The 16,784-nt window shown below is 51.6% G+C and carries 16 protein-coding genes, 1 other RNA gene and 1 pseudogene; 15 read left to right on the top strand and 3 right to left on the bottom strand.

Annotation, left to right across the window (positions count from 1 at the left end; genetic code table 11):
- Positions 1-166 precede the first annotated feature (166 nt).
- Together OCT58_RS08235 and recU are read right to left on the bottom strand one after the other, a co-directional pair.
- Positions 167-2,437, bottom strand: a complete 2,271-nt coding sequence (locus OCT58_RS08235) for a PBP1A family penicillin-binding protein (RefSeq protein ID WP_267202391.1) — start codon at positions 2,435-2,437, stop codon at positions 167-169.
- Complete coding sequence (recU, locus tag OCT58_RS08230) at positions 2,427-3,062, bottom strand: Holliday junction resolvase RecU (protein ID WP_267202390.1); 636 nt, start codon at positions 3,060-3,062, stop codon at positions 2,427-2,429. The genes OCT58_RS08235 and recU overlap by 11 nt, the downstream gene beginning before the upstream one ends.
- Before the next feature lie 85 nt (positions 3,063-3,147).
- Here recU and OCT58_RS08225 point away from each other — a divergent pair, with 85 nt between their 5' ends.
- The 7 genes and pseudogenes from OCT58_RS08225 (at position 3,148) to OCT58_RS08195 (ending at position 7,094) form a co-directional block, all read left to right on the top strand.
- Positions 3,148-3,723: an SLOG family protein gene (locus OCT58_RS08225; protein ID WP_267202389.1), complete on the top strand. Its 576-nt coding sequence runs from the start codon at positions 3,148-3,150 to the stop codon at positions 3,721-3,723.
- Positions 3,724-3,795: 72 nt separating this feature from the next.
- The gene (gene gpsB, locus OCT58_RS08220) at positions 3,796-4,161 is read left to right on the top strand and encodes a cell division regulator GpsB (RefSeq protein WP_267202388.1); all 366 of its coding nucleotides are present in this window, start codon (positions 3,796-3,798) and stop codon (positions 4,159-4,161) included.
- Between the two features lie 27 nt (positions 4,162-4,188).
- Positions 4,189-4,563: RNase P RNA component class B (rnpB, locus tag OCT58_RS08215), an RNA gene on the top strand.
- A 119-nt stretch (positions 4,564-4,682) separates the two neighbouring features.
- Positions 4,683-5,149, top strand: a pseudogene (locus tag OCT58_RS08210) (nitroreductase family protein).
- Positions 5,150-5,249: 100 nt separating this feature from the next.
- Complete coding sequence (locus tag OCT58_RS08205; RefSeq protein WP_267202387.1) at positions 5,250-6,383, top strand: THUMP domain-containing class I SAM-dependent RNA methyltransferase; 1,134 nt, start codon at positions 5,250-5,252, stop codon at positions 6,381-6,383.
- A gap of 69 nt (positions 6,384-6,452) precedes the next feature.
- The gene (locus OCT58_RS08200; protein WP_267202386.1) at positions 6,453-6,647 is read left to right on the top strand and encodes a type II toxin-antitoxin system HicA family toxin; all 195 of its coding nucleotides are present in this window, start codon (positions 6,453-6,455) and stop codon (positions 6,645-6,647) included.
- Positions 6,648-6,704: 57 nt separating this feature from the next.
- Positions 6,705-7,094 carry a type II toxin-antitoxin system HicB family antitoxin gene (locus tag OCT58_RS08195; RefSeq protein WP_267202385.1) on the top strand — a complete coding sequence of 130 codons (390 nt, stop codon included), beginning with the start codon at positions 6,705-6,707 and terminating at the stop codon, positions 7,092-7,094.
- Between the two features lie 154 nt (positions 7,095-7,248).
- On the opposite strand, the gene OCT58_RS08190 is transcribed toward OCT58_RS08195, so the two are convergent.
- Entirely contained in the window at positions 7,249-7,638 is a 390-nt protein-coding gene (locus OCT58_RS08190) for a ribonuclease HI family protein (protein ID WP_267202384.1), read from the bottom strand.
- A gap of 37 nt (positions 7,639-7,675) precedes the next feature.
- On the opposite strand from OCT58_RS08190, the gene OCT58_RS08185 reads away from it, so the two are divergent.
- From OCT58_RS08185 to OCT58_RS08150, 8 genes are all read left to right on the top strand, one after another.
- The gene (locus tag OCT58_RS08185; RefSeq protein WP_267202383.1) at positions 7,676-8,068 is read left to right on the top strand and encodes an EbsA family protein; all 393 of its coding nucleotides are present in this window, start codon (positions 7,676-7,678) and stop codon (positions 8,066-8,068) included.
- Between the two features lie 5 nt (positions 8,069-8,073).
- Entirely contained in the window at positions 8,074-8,514 is a 441-nt protein-coding gene (lspA, locus tag OCT58_RS08180; RefSeq protein ID WP_267202392.1) for a signal peptidase II, read from the top strand.
- A 1-nt stretch (position 8,515) separates the two neighbouring features.
- Entirely contained in the window at positions 8,516-9,427 is a 912-nt protein-coding gene (locus OCT58_RS08175; RefSeq protein WP_267202382.1) for an RluA family pseudouridine synthase, read from the top strand.
- A gap of 64 nt (positions 9,428-9,491) precedes the next feature.
- On the top strand, positions 9,492-10,574 hold the full coding sequence (locus tag OCT58_RS08170) for a carbamoyl phosphate synthase small subunit (protein ID WP_267202381.1): 1,083 nt from the start codon (positions 9,492-9,494) through the stop codon (positions 10,572-10,574).
- Positions 10,574-13,084, top strand: a complete 2,511-nt coding sequence (locus OCT58_RS08165) for a carbamoyl phosphate synthase preATP-grasp domain-containing protein (RefSeq protein ID WP_267202380.1) — start codon at positions 10,574-10,576, stop codon at positions 13,082-13,084. Before OCT58_RS08170 ends, OCT58_RS08165 begins: the two co-directional genes overlap by 1 nt.
- 62 nt (positions 13,085-13,146) lie before the next feature.
- Complete coding sequence (locus OCT58_RS08160) at positions 13,147-13,992, top strand: metallophosphoesterase (protein ID WP_267202379.1); 846 nt, start codon at positions 13,147-13,149, stop codon at positions 13,990-13,992.
- 120 nt (positions 13,993-14,112) lie between these two features.
- Entirely contained in the window at positions 14,113-14,874 is a 762-nt protein-coding gene (locus OCT58_RS08155) for an acetoin reductase (protein ID WP_267202378.1), read from the top strand.
- Between the two features lie 214 nt (positions 14,875-15,088).
- Positions 15,089-16,462, top strand: a complete 1,374-nt coding sequence (locus OCT58_RS08150) for an NAD-dependent succinate-semialdehyde dehydrogenase (RefSeq protein ID WP_267202377.1) — start codon at positions 15,089-15,091, stop codon at positions 16,460-16,462.
- Positions 16,463-16,784: the final 322 nt, after the last annotated feature.

The raw sequence follows: 16,784 nt of genomic DNA, 5'->3' as shown, positions 1-16,784 counted from the left end.
AGTGGTGCTCATCAAGGTCCTTCTTTCTAATGGATTGTACGGTAACACCATTAAAGACCTTGATGGGTTTTTCTGTCCACTTAAATGTTCAACTTAAATTTTACAATCTGCCGTAATTAAAAAAACTCCGCCACAAAATTGCAGCGGAGTTTTTTGATTTTAACTCTTATTGGTTGCCCCCGTTACCATTGCCAGCGTTTTGCGTTGGCGTAGTGTTGGCGGTTGAAGAAGCACTAGACGAACTAGCCGCGGGTGCAGATGAGGAAGCACTGCTTGCCGCAGAACTGCTGTGGCTTGCGGTGGTGCTTGAACTGGTACTCAAGCTAGTGGAGCTAGAACTCTTCTTTTCGGAACTAGAAGAGGAAGAGAGGAGTGAGCTCGAAACACTATCATCATCGTCGCTATCGTCGGCGGTATAGTCCAGGGCCCACTTGGAATCCTTGATCACCAGCTGACGTTTGCCGTTGACCTTGACCGCTTCGACAGTGCTTGGCATTGACCAATCCGAAGCATGGTTTTGGCCATCGAGGTACTCCATCAGATTCCGGTAGAGCAGGATTGCGGACTTGGTGTACTGATCGGTAATGCCGCTTTCTTGCAGCGGGTGATCGTACCCGGTCCAAACGGCGATTGAGTAGTTCTTGGTGTAACCGGCCATCCAGGAGTCCATTGCACCGGTTTGGCTATAACCAGATGGGTAGTTCGTCGTCCCGGTCTTTCCGGCCTGGTTGACCCCGTCAAGCTTGGCATCCGTAGCACTCCCTTGTTCGGAACTGTTGAAGACACCCTTAAGCATGTCAGTGATCATGTAGGCGGTTGCCTTGGTCATTGCCCGTTTGCCGTGGGGGTTGAACTGCTTGACATTACCGTCCTGAGTCGTAATTGAACTGATGTAGTACGGCTTGTAATAAGTTCCGCCGTTGGCAAAGGCCGCGTAGGCAGCTGAAACCTGCAGTGGCGAGATGTAGAGGGCAATCCCGTTTTGTAGGGTGTATGGCTGCTTTTGCGAGATGCCGAGGCCGTTCAAGAAGTCGGTTGCTCGTTTGATGCCAACCCGTTGCAGCGTCCGAATTGCCGGAACGTTCCGGGATTGAACGAGGGCTTCACGCATCGTCATTGAACCCTTGTACTGATTATCAAAGTCCTTTAAGACCTTGTTAGTGCCTGGGTAAACGAACTTGGTATCCTGAAGCTTCATGAAGGTTGGCCATTGCAGATATTCGATTGCTGGGCCATAGTCCATCAGTGGCTTAGCCGTCGAACCAGAACTCCGGTTGGTCTGAACGGCCCGGTTCAATCCGTAAACGACTTTCCCGGTATGCCGACCACCGAGCATGGCAATAATTTGACCGTTGTGCGGGTCAGTAACGGCGACCCCGGTCTGCATCTTATTGCTCTGGAAGGCGACGGTATTGTTGGCAGCATTGTAGAGGTGCTTTTGGGCGGCCAGGTCCAGATTAGTGTGAACCTTCAACCCATCGGTGTATGGATTGTAGCCCTTTGCCTCCAAGATTGCCAGCACCTGTTTGACGTAGGCATCGATGACCTTTTCCTTGACCCCGGTACCGTTGTTAGATGTGTTCCCGTGGTCAGGATCCAAGCCTTCTGTGATGCTTTCGCTCGCGGCCTGGTTGGCCTGGGATTGGGTAATGTACTTGCTGCGGACCATTGCGTTGAGTACCTCGTTGCGCCGCTGGGTGGCGTACTTGGTGTTATCGGCGAGCGGATTATAGTAGGACGGCGACTGTGGCATCCCGGCGAGCAGGGCCATTTGCGAAAGGCTCAGCTCGTTCAGGTTCTTACCATAGTAATACTGGGCCGCCGTCTTCATTCCGTAGACCCCGTTCCCCATGTAGACCTTGTTGATGTAAAAGTCGAGGATTTGGTTCTTAGAGAAATGTCGTTCGACGTTAATTGCCAGCCAGGCTTCCTGGGCCTTGCGTTTGAAGGTCCGGTCCGAAGCCGCGGTCGAAAAGACCGACAGCTTTACCAGTTGCTGGGTCAAGGTCGAACCACCCTGCATCCCCGAAGAGCGGCCAAAGACATTCGACGTGGCCGCTCCGATGATCCGAATCGGGTCAACCCCGTGGTGCTTATAGAAGCGCCGGTCCTCGATTGAAACAACGGCGTGCTTTAAGGTCGTCGGAATTTCACTATCTTTGGCGTATTCACGCTTCTGTGTTCCCAGCCGCGAAATGACCCGGTTTTGATCATCATAAATAGTAGTGATGTTTTGACCGGCCAACTCGCTCCGGCTGATACGGGGAGCACTGGAGGCGTAATAGAAGAAGAGGGCCGTTCCCGCGATGAATAATAGAACAATGAGGCCAAGGATCCACAGGAGGATCCGTTTGACGAGACTGCCCTTCTCCGGTTGTTCGTCGTAGTCCTGCGGTTCATGGCGGGAACTACGAGTCGGTTGATCATTATTGTCCATGATAAACTCCTTTGTGCTTGGCAGCGATGATCTGGTCGACTGCCTCTAAATATGGTAGGCGGGGATTGAGCCGGTATTCAATCTGAAATCCTGCTTGCTGAATATCGGTCAACCGAATTGATTTGCGACCGCCTTGAACCTGCTGATCCCAATAATGAAATAAAACTGTTGCGGGCAACAGGTAAACGAGATCGAGCTCGGTGAATTTAATAAAGGCAAAGCAAATCCCACCCTGGTTAACACATTCTCGCATGTGATTGATCTGGTGGGGATGAAAGTTCTTCAAGGGGAAGGAGCGGCGATTGCGCGTTTCTTTGGCATCAAAATCGATGTAGTGCCCCTTGTAGATGCCGTTGTAATCAGTCGTCGACGGCCGGCGGAAGTAAGCCTCGCGGATCACGGCGGCGCTTCTTTTCGGATAATCGACTTTGACCAGCTGAATCGGGGTGGGTTTCTTATGAATTACCGCGATGTGGTTGGCCAGGTAGTACTGATTGCTGTGGTTGATTTCATCCTCAAGCGACATCCCCCGCTTGGCGTAGATCGACTGGTGGGGGGTCGGCAAATCATGGTTCACATGGTATGATTGCATGGGATGTTGACCATTGGGATAGTGAATCGTCATGAAAAATCACTCTCCTAACTAGCCTTATATTATACCAGATATCTGGGGACGATAATGATACAGAATTGTTACGGAGGTGGGGACGATGCGCCGCATGTGGCTGACAGGCTACCGCAGCTATGAATTGAACGTGTTCAAAGACGACGATCCCAAGGTAAAAGTAATTAAAAAAGTGCTGACCGAGCGCCTGCACGGGGAACTGGAGGCTGAAGCAGACGAATATTGGCTAATTAGCGGACCGCAGATGGGAACCGAGCGCTGGGGGTTGGAGTGCGGACTGGATTTGCAAGATGACTACCCACAACTTAAGCTCGCTCTGATGGAGCCTTATACCGATTTTGCTCAGCGCTGGAACGAGGCTAACCAGGAAAAGCTAGCGGTCATTAAGACCAAGATTAACTTTACGGCACCGGTGACCGCTCACCCCTATCAATCGCCTCAGCAACTGCGGACTTACCAGCAGTTCATGCTGACCCATACTGACCGCATGCTAATGCTTTATGACCCCGAGTACGAGGGCAAGCCCAAGTACGATTATCACCGGGCCCAGCAGTTTGGTGAAGAACATGACTACCCGCTTTCTTTGATTGACTTCGATGAGCTTCAGGAGGCGGCCGTGGAGTGGAGCAAGCAGGAACACGAACGGCAAAATCAAAATTGACCCTTGAAATCGGTGGGAAGTCTGGTATAGTAATTTATGTATCATGCGTACTAAACAATTGAGGTGTTTAAGTTGGATAGCATAAAGTTTACTCCGCAAGACATTTTGCATAAGCAATTTAAGGAAAAGAACATCGGCAAGGGCTACGATGAGGCCGACGTCGATGCTTTCCTTGATGATGTTATCAAGGACTATGACACTTTCAACAAAGAAGTCAGCCGCCTCAACAACGAAAACGAACGGTTGCGGGCCAAGGTTGACGAATTAAATCGCCAGGTTGAAGTGGGTTCGACGATGAACGCCCACGTTACTAACCAGCAGCCAGTTTCCAACGCGACGAACATGGATATTTTGAAGCGTTTGTCAAACTTGGAACGGCGGGTCTTTGGTTCCCAAATCAATGGCAACGAAGGCCAGGACGATTCACACCTGCTTTAGGATGCGCTTATAATTGAATATTTTGCAAGCTTTGGGTAATTGAGCACAGCTTTTGTTGTGTTAGGAAGGTCCATGCTCGCACGGGCTGCGATGCCCGTAGTGTTTGTGCTCGCTGAAAAAATAAGGCGGGGCACCGATTCTTCGGTGACGGCGGAAAAAACGGCTAATGCTTCGGCAATGTCCGAGTATTCCTGAAAAGTGCCACAGTGACGATACAACTTGGGAAACTGAGTTGGTGGAACGCGGTAAACCCCTCAAGCGGTAAACCCAAACTACGGTAGGGGAGCTTTGGATAGCGAATTGAAGCGATTCCAGGGGAGAGTTTTTTGCTCTGAGATAGATGATTACCTCGGGACAGCCAGTGCCTGGTGACTGTTCTACGACAAAACATGGCCTACAGATGCTTGCAATCAGGTGCCCGGTTCGCCGGGCTTTTTTTATTTTAAAGTTAATTTGCTATAAAAACTATTATAATAGAAGTGTAGTACCGTTGAAGTATCTTAGAAGGGAAGTCCACATTTATGGTTAATGCAATTACAAAGCGGCAATCCGTCCGTAAATTTCTCACGGCGGGTCTGAGCAGCGACACGGTTCAGAAGCTGATCGATGCCTTTGAGAGCGCCCCATGCGGAATGCACAAGACGGATGTCATGCAGGCCGTCGTGGTCACCGACGCTCAGCTTTGCCAGCAAGTCGCTGCTATGGTGCACCATTGCTGTTTGTGATTTTGACGAAGAAAGACAGCCCGTTTGGTGAGCGGGATGCCTCCGTTGCTGCTGAAAACGTCATGATTCAAGCAACGGAACTCGGTTTGGGCTCGGTTTACGTCATGGGCGGCGCAATCAAGCTCAACAACTATCCGGGTGTCCTCCAGTCGTTGGGAGTTCCAGCTGGTTTTGAAGTTACGACGATTGTTCCCGTTGGCAAGGCGGCCGAGCAGCCAGCCCCGGAGACCCGGGCGGATCGTTACCGTATTCAGATTAAGTAGGCGATGAAAATGCCCATCAGTCACGAAAATGGCTGGTGGGCGTTCTTTCTTATGGTAGAATACAGGTAGCAATTTTAATCAAACGAAGGAGTGCAACGTTTTGCAAAAGTATCATTTAATGGCGACCGCGGCGGCCGGGATCGAGGCCCTGGTCGGCAAGGAGCTGCGGCGCTTGGGCTACGAGACCCAAGTAGAAAACGGCCGGGTGCGTTATCCGGGTGACATGAAGGATATTTTGAAGACAAATCTCTGGCTGCGGACGGCCGACCGGGTCAAGATCATCGTCGGTGAGTTCGATGCCCAGACCTTTGAAGACCTCTTTGATCAGACCAATGAGTTGCCCTGGGAGGACTACCTGCCGGTGGACGCCTGCTTCCCGGTGGAGGGGAAGAGCCACCACTCCCAGCTGCATAACACGCCGAGTGTGCAGGCAATCGTCAAGAAAGCGATTGTCCAGCGTCTCAGCCGGGTCTACCACCGGCGGACACGCCTGCCGGAAACGGGGGCACTCTATCCGCTGGAGGTAGCTATCAACAAGGATCACGTTCTGCTGACGCTGGATACCACTGGTGAGGGGCTCTTCAAGCGGGGCTACCGGAAGAACAAGGGTGGCGCACCGCTGAAGGAAAACATGGCCGCGGCCTTGGTCATGCTGGCGCACTGGTTTCCGGACAATCCCTTCATGGATCCGGTCTGCGGTTCTGGGACGATTCCGATCGAAGCGGCACTGTATGGTCACAACATTGCACCGGGGATCAACCGGTCCTTTATCTGTGAACAGTGGGTCAATCTGACGCCGGATGGTCTTTCCGATGAGGTTCGTGACGAGGCCGATGCCCAGGCTGATTATGATGTCGAGCTGGACATTCACGGCTACGATATTGATCAAAATATGATTGACATTGCCGAGGAAAACTGCCGGGCGGCGGGCCTGACCCACGACATCACCTTTAAGCAGTTGGCGGTCAAGGACTGGCACACCGACAAGATCAACGGGGTCATCGTCGCCAACCCACCGTATGGGGAACGACTGAGCGACCACGCCGCCGTCCACGAGCTTTACCGGCAGATGGGCGAGCTCTACCGACCGCTGACGACCTGGAGTAAGTACATTCTGACCGCCGACATGGAATTCGAGAAGTACTATGGTGCCCCGGCAACCAAGCGCCGCAAGCTTTACAATGGGGCCTTGCGGACAGATCTCTTCCAATTTTGGGGTCACAAGTCTCGCTGACCATTAATTGCTTATACACAATAAAGTGTGTATAATGTAATTGGAGGTTGAGGAAAGGAGGGTAAAGATATGCCTTGGAAGCCTACCAAGATGATTCGCTTCTTGAAGAAAAATGGTTTTATTGAAATTCCTAAGCAGGGCGGTCACAGACGATTTTATAATCCAGATAATGGACGGATGACAGAAGTTCCAATGCACAATAAAGAACTTCGCCCAGGAACAGAAAGAGCAATTCTTGAGGAAGCAGGTCTAGAGAAAAAGTAACCTTCAAATCAAACGGATTGAAGGAACTCGTTTGATTGGCATATCTTGAATAAATCAATGAAACAAGAAATTTTAGCCTATCCAGTAATTTTGACTGAGTATAATGATGATGGTCATTATTATGTGGTAACCTCACCGAATATTAAGGGAATGGTAACGGATGGTGACACAATTGCCGAGGCACTATTCCACGCTGAAGATGCAATGGCCACTATGTTAGATGGCACTGATTATCCTGATGTTCAAGACCCAAAGTCATGGAAGCTCAAAGATAATCAGCAAGTATCCTGGGTTACTGTTAATATGACTAAGTGGAAAAATAGATATGGCAAAACAGTTCGCAGAAACATTTCGATTCCAGAAGGCCTTAATAATTGGGCTAAGGAAAATAAGATTAATGTGTCTCAGGTAGCTACAAATGCGTTACGTGAAATGCAGGAAGCCTAAGCATCGAATTAAGATACTTAAAAAGACTAGTTTCTCTAAAAGTGAAGCTAGTCTTTTTTATTCCACCAAGCGATAAAAACCGTCCGCAATCGTGGAATCACAAATTAAAACATAGTAAAATCAAATTATTACGTATTAATTAGATAGGGGGGGACTATTCGAGCGTCTTCAGCGCCTGGTTGGCCAGGTGGTGGGCACCGTGATTTTCTCGGTCCGGGATCCACTGGGTTACGACCGTCGTGAACTGGCCGATAAGCTGGTTGAGCGCTGCTAGTTCCTTCTGGTAATGTTTTGTATAATTTTTGCCAATGGCATCGCTGAGGACCCGGCTATCGGTGTAGAATAGCACTGTTTGCTGGGACCCAAAGTGCTCCAGCAGGTAGGAAAACCCGAGCTGGGCGGCCGCAAACTCGCCGTGATGGTTATCGGCCAACTGAAGAGTACCGGTGACCTGGTACTGGTGGTGGTTGGCGATTGCTAAGACACCCAGACCGGTGGGGCCGGGATTGCCCTTACTGGCCGCGTCCGTATAAAGCTTTATCATTTAAAATTACCTCACTTTGAAAGGAAGAGTCGATTCTATGGAAGAAGAAACCCGCTATTTCTATCAACCCGATCTGACGGGGACAATCATCAGCTGGTGCTGGACCTTTATGCTGTTCCTCGCCGGTTTGATCATTTGGCTGGAGATCACCCATTTTCAGTGGATCTCTGCGAGCTTCTTTGCCGCTTTTGCCATTTTAACATTTTTCAGTATTAAACGCCGGACGGTCCTGATCACACCATCACGACTGGTCTTTAGCCGCCTGCTCCAAAAAGACTACCTGACGATTCCGCTCAAGGACATTCGCCAGCCCCGCTTTACTAAGCACACCGTCTCAATGACCGTGAACGGTGAAATCCTTAACTTTACCTTTACGAATAAGGGAATCCGTCGCCTGCAGCTGGATCTGAAGCAAGCGGGGATCGAATAGTGAGCATTGTAATCAGCCTTCTGCTGGCACTTGTCTTGGTAGCTCTTGACCAGCTGGTTAAGCACTGGGTGGTCGCAACGATTAGCCTAGGGGCCAGCAAAACCGTGCTTCCCGGCGTCCTGGCTTTGACCAACCTTCATAACACCGGGGCTGCCTGGAGTATGCTGTCCGGTCAACAGGGCTTTTTTGTACTGATCACCGTTGCGGCCCTGGCGATCATCGGCTACCTGATGGTTCGCTGGCGTCACCAACGCTCTTTAATGATCGGGCTCACTTTGATTCTCGCCGGGACCCTGGGAAATTTTATTGACCGCCTCGCTCACGGTTACGTGGTGGATATGTTTGAGACCCTCTTCGTCAGCTTCCCGGTCTTTAACGTCGCGGACAGCTGCCTGACGATCGGGGTACTCATCTTGATTATAGCAATTTTGCGAGAGGACGATTAGTTTGGAAGAACCACTAGAATTAACGGTAGAGTCGGCAATGACGGGGCGGATCGATAAGCAGCTCGCTCACCACCTTAGCCAGTTCTCACGCTCCCAGCTCCAACGCTGGATTGATGACGGGCACGTAAAGGTCAATGGTGAGCAGGTCAAACCTAAGTACAAGCTAGCCGCCGGAGACCGGGTGACAATTGAGCCAGAGCAGCCACAAAAAATTGATCTGGAACCCGAAAACATCCCCCTCGATATCGTCTACGAAGACGACGACGTGATCGTGGTCAACAAACCCCAGGGGATGGTGGTCCACCCAGCACCAGGGCATCCCGACCACACCTTGGTCAATGCTCTTCTCTACCATTCGCCGCTCTCAACGATCAACGGTGAGTTTCGGCCGGGGATTGTTCACCGGATCGATAAGGACACCTCGGGTCTGCTGATGGTGGCCAAAAACGACATGGCTCACCGCTCGTTGGCGGCCCAGCTTAAGGCTAAGACCAACGAGCGGGAATACGTTGCCTTAGTTCATGGGGTGATCAAGGAAGATGCTGGCACGATTGACGCACCACTAGGTCGTTCACCCAAGGACCGGAAAAAGCAGGCGGTGGTCGCGGACGGCCGCCATGCCGTGACCCACTTTAAGGTGCTCAAGCGCTACAGCCACTACACCCTGGTGTCCTGCCGTCTAGAGACCGGGCGGACCCACCAGATTCGGGTGCATATGAAATACATCGGTCACCCGCTGGCCGGTGATCCGCTTTACGGCCCCCGCAAGACTCTGCCAGGCAAGGGCCAGTACCTGCATGCCCGCCTATTAGGCTTTAAGCACCCACGGACGGGGAAGCAGCTGACTTTTACGGCCCCCTTACCGGCTTATTTTCAGCAAATGCTCGACAAATTAGACAAAATCGACCAGTAAGTTGCTTGAGTTTCGCCCAATTAATTGGATAATAGAAGTGAACATTACTTAGGGGGAGTGAAAATTGACAACACGATACCTAATATTTGAAGACGGCACGGTCTTTGCCGGGGAGGGTTTCGGTGCGCCCGCGGTGACCTTTGGCGAGGTGGTTTTTAACACCAGCATGACCGGCTACCAGGAGATCATCACCAACCAGATTTATGATAATCAAATTCTGGTGTTTGCCCAGCCTAATATTGGTAGCTACGGCATTCAGCGCAACAATTACGAAACAATTGTGCCGACGATTAAGGGCGTGGTGGTTCGTTCGCTTTCCAACGTGGCAACCAATAACGTCCGGCGACTGACCCTCGACCAGTACCTCAAGCAAATGAATATCCCCGGGATCACCAATATTGACACCCGGGCGGTTATTCATAAGCTCCGTGACGCCGAGAAGCCGCTCAAAGGCAGCATTGTTCCGGTTCCGGACGATCACGCCTTTGACCAGTTGCACGCCACCGTTTTGACCAATCAGCAGGTTGCCCAGGTGGCGACGCCCAAACCCTACCCGAATCCGGGGATCGGTCTTAGCATCGTTGTGGTCGACTTCGGTCTAAAGAATGGGATTCTGCGGGAGCTGAGCCGGCGAAAGTGCAACGTTACAGTCCTGCCGTATAACGCGACAGCCGACGAGATCCTACGCCTGGATCCAGATGGAGTAGTTCTGTCGAGTGGCCCTGGTAATCCCAACAGTATTAAGAAGTCGGTCCTGGAGATGATCCAAACAGTCCAGACCAAGGTACCGTTATTTGCGATCGGTCTGGGCCACGAGCTCTTCGGGATTGCCAACGGTGCCAAGGTGATGCGTTACGCGGTTGAACATCACGGAATGAACCACCCACTCAAGGAGATCATTACCGACCACATTGTCTATGCTAACCAGGGTGGAGGCTATGCGATTGATCCGCAAACGGTTGACCGCAACAAGCTTTTTATCACCTACACCGACATGATCGATAACACCATCCAAGGCCTGCGCCATCGTCAGTACCCAGCTTTTTCCGTTCAATTTTTCCCGGACGGGGCGCCGGGACCGGACGAGACGGACGGGCTATTTGACGAATTCTTGGATATGATTAGACGAAAGGAGGCCCGGCGCTGATGGCAAATTCAGCAATTAAGTCGGTCTTAATCATTGGCCCGGGTGCCAACGATATTCAGCATGGTGACGAACTTGACGCGGCCACCTACCAGATGGCGCTGACCTTTAAGCGCCTTGGTATTCGGACGATCCTCGCCGATGACAACCCATTTTCCTTTAGTCTGGACAACCGGTCAGTGATCGACCATGCCTGCATTGGGCCACTGAACGTGGAGAACCTGGTTAACCTGATCAAGCATTATCACCCGCACGCCATTTTGCCAACCCTGGGGAATCGACGGGCCTTTGAGCTGACTCAGGAGCTATTAGAAAAGGGAATTCTTCAGGAGTGCGATCTCAAATTGCTGGGAATTCCGGAAGCCACCATTCGTCAGATCAACAACCCGGTCCTGCTCAGTCGGACCCTTCACAAGATGGAGGCGCCGATGAAGTCTGTGGTAACCGTCAGCAATTACCCGGATGCCCTGAGTGAGGCCCGCAAGCTGGGCTACCCGGTGATTATCCGCTCAGTTTTGCCGAAAAGCAGCAGTACCCGGCGGATCGTTCACGACGAGCATGAGCTGGCCCCGGCCGTTCAGAGTTGCCTGAGCCAGTCCCGTGCCGAGCAGGTGCTGGTGCAACAGAGCCTGGCCGGTTATAAGGAGATTGAGGTAGTTGTCCAGCGCGATTTGTCCGGAACGATGATGATGCTGTCGATGGTCGAGGACATGGATCCAATCGGGATTCATGCTGGCGATTCGATCGCCTTCAATCCACCACAAACCCTGCTTGATCGCCAAATTCAAGACATGCGGGACACGGCCTTTGCAATCACCCGCAAGCTGCGGATCGTAGGGGTCAATCACGTCCAATTTGCCCTCGATCCCGAAAGCGGCAAGTTTTATGTAATCAAGAACAGCCCTTATTTTGACCGAATCGTTTCCTTCGTTGCCCAATCGACCGGCTACCCGATCGCGGATGTTTCGGCCCAGCTGTACGCCGGAAAACGGCTGCGCGACATTGATCTGGGACCAAACTATGCTCCCCATGCGGCCCTGATTGAACCGGCAATGGATCACATTGCCGCCCGGGTGCCGGTTTGGGGCTTTAGCGCAATTCCAAGTGCCAGCCGGGTCCTGGGGACGGAGAAAAAGTCGATTGGGACCGTCTTCGGCATTGGCCGGAGCACGATCGAGGCTCTTTTTAAAGCCATCGAGTCCCGCTACCAGGAGCCGACCGACTTTCACCTGGCCGCCCAGAAAAAACTGACCGACGACGAATTGATCGTCAAACTGGTCCACCCCGAGACCGGGCGCCTGTTTGTTTTAATTGAAGCGATGGATCGCGGCTATTCCGTCGAGGAACTGTCCGAGATGACCAAGATTGACCCATACTACTTTGTCCAGATCAACCAGATGCGCCTGTTGATCAGGGAGATCACCGACAATCCAAACAAGGAACCGGTCCTAATCAAGGCCAAGGGTTACGGCCTGAGCAACCAGCTGATTGCCCGCTTATGGAAGACGACGCCGCACCGTATTTATCAAATGCTGGTTGACCACGGCCTGACCATCAAGTACAAGGAAGTAGAGCCCTCAGCCGGGGAGTTCGATCAACATACCAACATCTTTTATTCAGCCTTTGAGGACGAAAACGAAGGAACGAAGACGGCCCAACCGAGCGCTTTGATCGTTGGGACCGGTAGTCTCCGCCTGGGGCTGAGCAACGCTGGTGACTATTTCGTGACCCAAATGATGCAGGAACTGCGGCATGAAGGCTACCATATCGTGATTGTCAACACTAACCCGAGTTCGATTAGCCTTTGCCACGATTTGAGCGACAAGCGCTACATTGAGCCGCCAACCCTGGAAAACATTGTCCAGCTTTTGAAAGTCGAACAGCCGCAACTGCTGTTTATTCCAGCTTCCTATGATCAGCTGTTGGCGGGGCTGGCGAAGGTCGATCTGGGGTGTCGGCTGATCGTGCTGCCTGACGATCGCTTGCCGCGGATGGACGGTCGGGCAACGAAGATGGTGGCCTTCAACTATGTCTATGACGGTGACTACGCTTATCCGCTGGGTACGATGACCAATCTTCTGTCGCCTGAGCAGCTCAATTATCAATCGACGGCACTGCGCTACCCGGCTGAGGTTCCAAACTACCTCTTTCAGAAGGTCAGCGATGAGGCCAGCGACACGGTGATGAAGCAGGATCATCCGGGCCTTTACCAGGTAATCTTTGTTGCAACAGACGACGAATATCATCAATTGGGACTTCAACCATTGCCACTGCCGGAGGTGGCCTTCCTGTCGAAGGTTCTGCAGATCAGCTTACCGGGAGTCTATACGCAGTTGCTGACCGGCAAGATGACGGCCGGTACGGTCATGAATTCTCTTAAGCAGGCTGCCGATCCGGGCGTGGTAACCTACCGGGCGACCTTCCCGTTCAAGGCGCTGCACGTTGCCAACGGAGTACCGGCCTTCAATAAAATTATTGGAGCGCGGATGCAGTTCTTAACCAAGCATTACTAATAAGCAAAAGCGTCGCCGTTAAAGGTGGCGCTTTTTTCGTGATCAAAAGGGGGAAGATAACCATGGTACGAATTGCGGTGAGCAGTGACAATCATCTGGACGTTAACCGGATAGATCCAGAATGGGCACTTGAAATGCAGGCCGAATACTTGGAGAAGCAGAGGGTGCAGTATTACTTTCACGGCGGGGACCTCTTCAACGACTTTACTCAGACGCGCCGCTATATGGAGAAATTGCGTGCACGGCTAGCGGGACGGGTCAACGTTTACTACATTGCCGGCAATCATGACCTTCTGCGACACGCTCCTTATGAGTTGGTTGAAACACTGGTAGAGCCGGCTTACATTCACAACCGTTTTGTTGACTTGGCCGGAACCGATTGGCGACTGATTGGCAATAACGGCTGGTACGATTATACCTTTTCGGCCTACTGTGATCGGCTTGAGGAGGTAGCCCGGTGGAAAAAGGTCTACTGGTTGGATTCGGCCATTGAGATGCCCGGGGATGACCAGGAACGGATGGCGGTGGTACTCCGGCAGGTCCGAGCCCAGCTTCGGCGAGCCCATCAGGATCATAAGCGGGTCCTTTTCCTAACCCACTTTGCACCGCGGCATGAACTGCTTGCTCCCAAACCGGCAGCGGTGACAACCCCGCGCCGGGAGCGGTTCTATCAGATGATCAACGCGATGATGGGGAGCGACCGGCTCGGCGAATTACTTGAAAAGGATTCTGCAGTTCATGATGTTTTCTACGGTCATCTTCACGGTCAGCACCCAGCATTGAAGCGGGGCAAAGTAACCTACTTCAACCAGGCGGTCGGTGTGCGCAACAAGCGGATCGATGAGTGGCAGCAACCGAATTTTGCAGCCCAGTGGCGGTTCCGTCTGCGAATAATGGACTTGCAGTGATAAAAATTGATTTAGTAAAGATGTCTAGCCAGTTTCCGAAAGCGTTTACATTTGACCGTTAACGCGATATAATGAACATGTTGAGAGATTTTATCTATTTTCCGAAGGGAAGTAATCAATATGACAAAGGTTGCAATGGTAACGGGTGCCGGTCAGGGAATCGGCGAGGCAATTGCCAAACGGCTGGCAAAAGCCGGCTTTGCGGTTTCGGTGGCCGATCTGAACTGTGACCAGGCTCAGCGGGTTGCAAAGGAGATCCGGGATGCCGGCGGCCAATCGCTTGCCATTGAGGTCAACGTGGCCTTCCGTGACCAGATGTTCTCCGCGGTCGAACAGACGGCGGAACACTTTGGCAGTTTCGACGTCCTGGTTAACAACGCCGGCCTTGGCCCAGTTACGCCAATCAAGGACGTCACCCCGGAAATGTTTGACTCCGTAATGCACGTCAATGTGGCCGGTGACATGTGGGGGCTTCAGGCAGCCCTGGAGCAATTCGAAAAGAAGCCGCGCCAGGGCAAGGAAGTTATCGGCAAGATCATTAATGCGACCTCTCAGGCTGGCGTTCGGGGCAATAAGAACGAATTGCTGTATTCCAGCAGTAAGTTTGCTGTCCGTGGGTTGACCCAGGTAGCTGCTCGGGACCTTGCTAAGCAGGGGATTACGGTCAATGCCTATGCACCCGGGATCGTTGACACGCCAATGATGCGTAAGATCGCGGAAGATCAGGGCTTGAAGATGAGCGACTATGAATCATTGATTGCATTAAACAAATTGTCCGAGCCGGACGATGTCGCTAAGGTCGTGGAATTCCTGGCCAGCGACAAGTCGGACTACATTACCGGGCAGACGATCCTTTGTGATGGTGGAATGCAGTTTGAATAAGTCAGACTAAAGGTGGTCCGTTAAAGCGGATCATTTTTATTTTTAAATGCGGGTCAGGCCTTGTCGAATTCTACACAAGTTAAAGAAATTTCACAAGAGAATTGTGCTGCACAAATGCATGTCACTTGTGATTTCTTGCACGACAGATAAAAATGCTTGTGAAATTTACGAAAGCGATTACAATTAACATATAAGTGAAAGGTGGTTTTTATTAATGGCTTATAAGACGGTTAACCCGTACACAAACGAAGTCGAACACGAATACGAGAACGCTACGGACGCACAGGTGGAAGCAGCCCTGCAAGCTGGGCACAAGCTCTACAAGCAGTGGCGGGACGGCTCAGGTCTTACCGAGCGCAAGCAGGTGATCGAAAAGCTTGGCCAACTGCTTCGAAAACGGAAGACGGCCCTGGCCGAGATCATGACCCGTGACATGGGCAAGCTGATCGGTGAGGCTGAGGGAGAGGTCGAACTCTGTGCTTCCTTCTGCGATTACTACGTTCAACGTGCTGACCAATTCCTAGCACCAAAGCCAATCTACACGGCGTCTGGCAACGCCTACGTCCTGCGCCAGGCAACCGGAATTTTGATGGCAGTGGAGCCATGGAACTTCCCATTTTATCAGATTGCCCGGGTCTTCATCCCGAACTTCCTGGTCGGCAACCCGATGATCCTAAAGGACGCCTCAAACTGTCCAACCTCGGCCCAGGCTTTCGCTGACCTGGTTAAGGAAGCCGGGGCCCCGGTTGGCAGCCTAACAAATCTCTTCATTAATTATGACCAGGTTGGCCAAATCATTGCTGATCCGCGGGTCCAGGGTGTTTGTCTGACCGGTTCTGAACGAGGTGGTCAGGCCGTCGCCACGGAGGCCGCCAAGAACCTGAAGAAGAACACTATGGAGCTGGGCGGTAACGATGCCTTCATTGTCCTGCCCGATGCCGATATTGACAAGCTGGCCAAGGTGATCTTCTTCGCTCGGCTGTACAACGCGGGGCAGGTCTGCACATCATCCAAGCGCTTCATCGTTCCGGACAACCTTTATGACGAATTCTTGAAGCGTGCTAAGGAAGTCTTCAGTTCCGTCAAGATGGGCGATCCCCTTGACCGGACGACCACGCTGGCACCGATGAATTCCAAGAAGGCCAAGGAGAAGCTCCAAAAGCAGGTTGATACCGCAGTTGAGAACGGCGCCAAGGTTTACTACGGCAACAAGCCGGTTGACCTGCCGGGTCAGTTCTTCATGCCAACAATCCTGACCGACATCACCAAGGACAACCCGGTTTTTGATCAGGAAATGTTTGGCCCGGTAATGTCCGTCTACAAGTACCACGACGTTCAGGAAGCTATCGATCTGGCTAACGATTCCAGCTTTGGTCTAGGCAACACCATCTTCGGTGAAAACATTCACCAAGCCCGGCAGGTTGCCAGTCAAATTGAATCCGGAATGACCTGGATCAATTCCGGCTGGGGATCGCTGCCGGAACTGCCATTCGGTGGGGTTAAGCACTCTGGGTACGGCCGTGAATTGAGTGAAGTCGGCTTCACCGAATTCGTTAACGAGCACCTGGTTTACGAACCAGAAGACTAATTGAAAATATCCTTGTTTTGAAGGCCATCTTTCATTCTTGTTGAGTGAAAGATGGTTTTTTTACGTATTAAATATATGAGGAGGTAATAATGATATGAATTCATAACAAAATAGGGTAAAATGGAGGTATCAAGGATGAATCCAGTTTTTGCACTTATCAGTTTAAAAAGATTAGTAAGAGAAGACCAGTTTTTGTTAGTAACTGAAACTTGAAAGCCAGGAATAACGGCTAATCACCGCTATCCCTGGCTTCCTTGTTATAAAAATAGAAAAAACGCAAGAAGCTCCTGCGTTATACTTTAACTGTTCACACCAAAGTAAA

The sequence above is a fragment of the Limosilactobacillus kribbianus genome (assembly GCF_026413145.1).
GTDB lineage: Bacteria > Bacillota > Bacilli > Lactobacillales > Lactobacillaceae > Limosilactobacillus > Limosilactobacillus kribbianus.
Note: the sequence above shows the minus strand (reverse complement) of the source record. Positions and strands in the feature narration are given on the sequence as shown.

What these genes read in the sequence shown, in the direction of transcription:
- recU (WP_267202390.1), bottom strand. Translation starts at nt 3,062, where the DNA reads ATGACGATTCACTATCCCAATGGTCAACATCCCATGCAATCATACCAT.
- OCT58_RS08165 (WP_267202380.1), top strand. Translation starts at nt 10,574, where the DNA reads ATGGCAAATTCAGCAATTAAGTCGGTCTTAATCATTGGCCCGGGTGCC.
- OCT58_RS08190 (WP_267202384.1), bottom strand. Translation starts at nt 7,638, where the DNA reads ATGATAAAGCTTTATACGGACGCGGCCAGTAAGGGCAATCCCGGCCCC.
- OCT58_RS08200 (WP_267202386.1), top strand. Translation starts at nt 6,453, where the DNA reads ATGCCTTGGAAGCCTACCAAGATGATTCGCTTCTTGAAGAAAAATGGT.
- OCT58_RS08155 (WP_267202378.1), top strand. Translation starts at nt 14,113, where the DNA reads ATGACAAAGGTTGCAATGGTAACGGGTGCCGGTCAGGGAATCGGCGAG.
- OCT58_RS08185 (WP_267202383.1), top strand. Translation starts at nt 7,676, where the DNA reads ATGGAAGAAGAAACCCGCTATTTCTATCAACCCGATCTGACGGGGACA.
- OCT58_RS08150 (WP_267202377.1), top strand. Translation starts at nt 15,089, where the DNA reads ATGGCTTATAAGACGGTTAACCCGTACACAAACGAAGTCGAACACGAA.
- OCT58_RS08195 (WP_267202385.1), top strand. Translation starts at nt 6,705, where the DNA reads ATGAAACAAGAAATTTTAGCCTATCCAGTAATTTTGACTGAGTATAAT.
- OCT58_RS08235 (WP_267202391.1), bottom strand. Translation starts at nt 2,437, where the DNA reads ATGGACAATAATGATCAACCGACTCGTAGTTCCCGCCATGAACCGCAG.
- OCT58_RS08160 (WP_267202379.1), top strand. Translation starts at nt 13,147, where the DNA reads ATGGTACGAATTGCGGTGAGCAGTGACAATCATCTGGACGTTAACCGG.
- OCT58_RS08225 (WP_267202389.1), top strand. Translation starts at nt 3,148, where the DNA reads ATGCGCCGCATGTGGCTGACAGGCTACCGCAGCTATGAATTGAACGTG.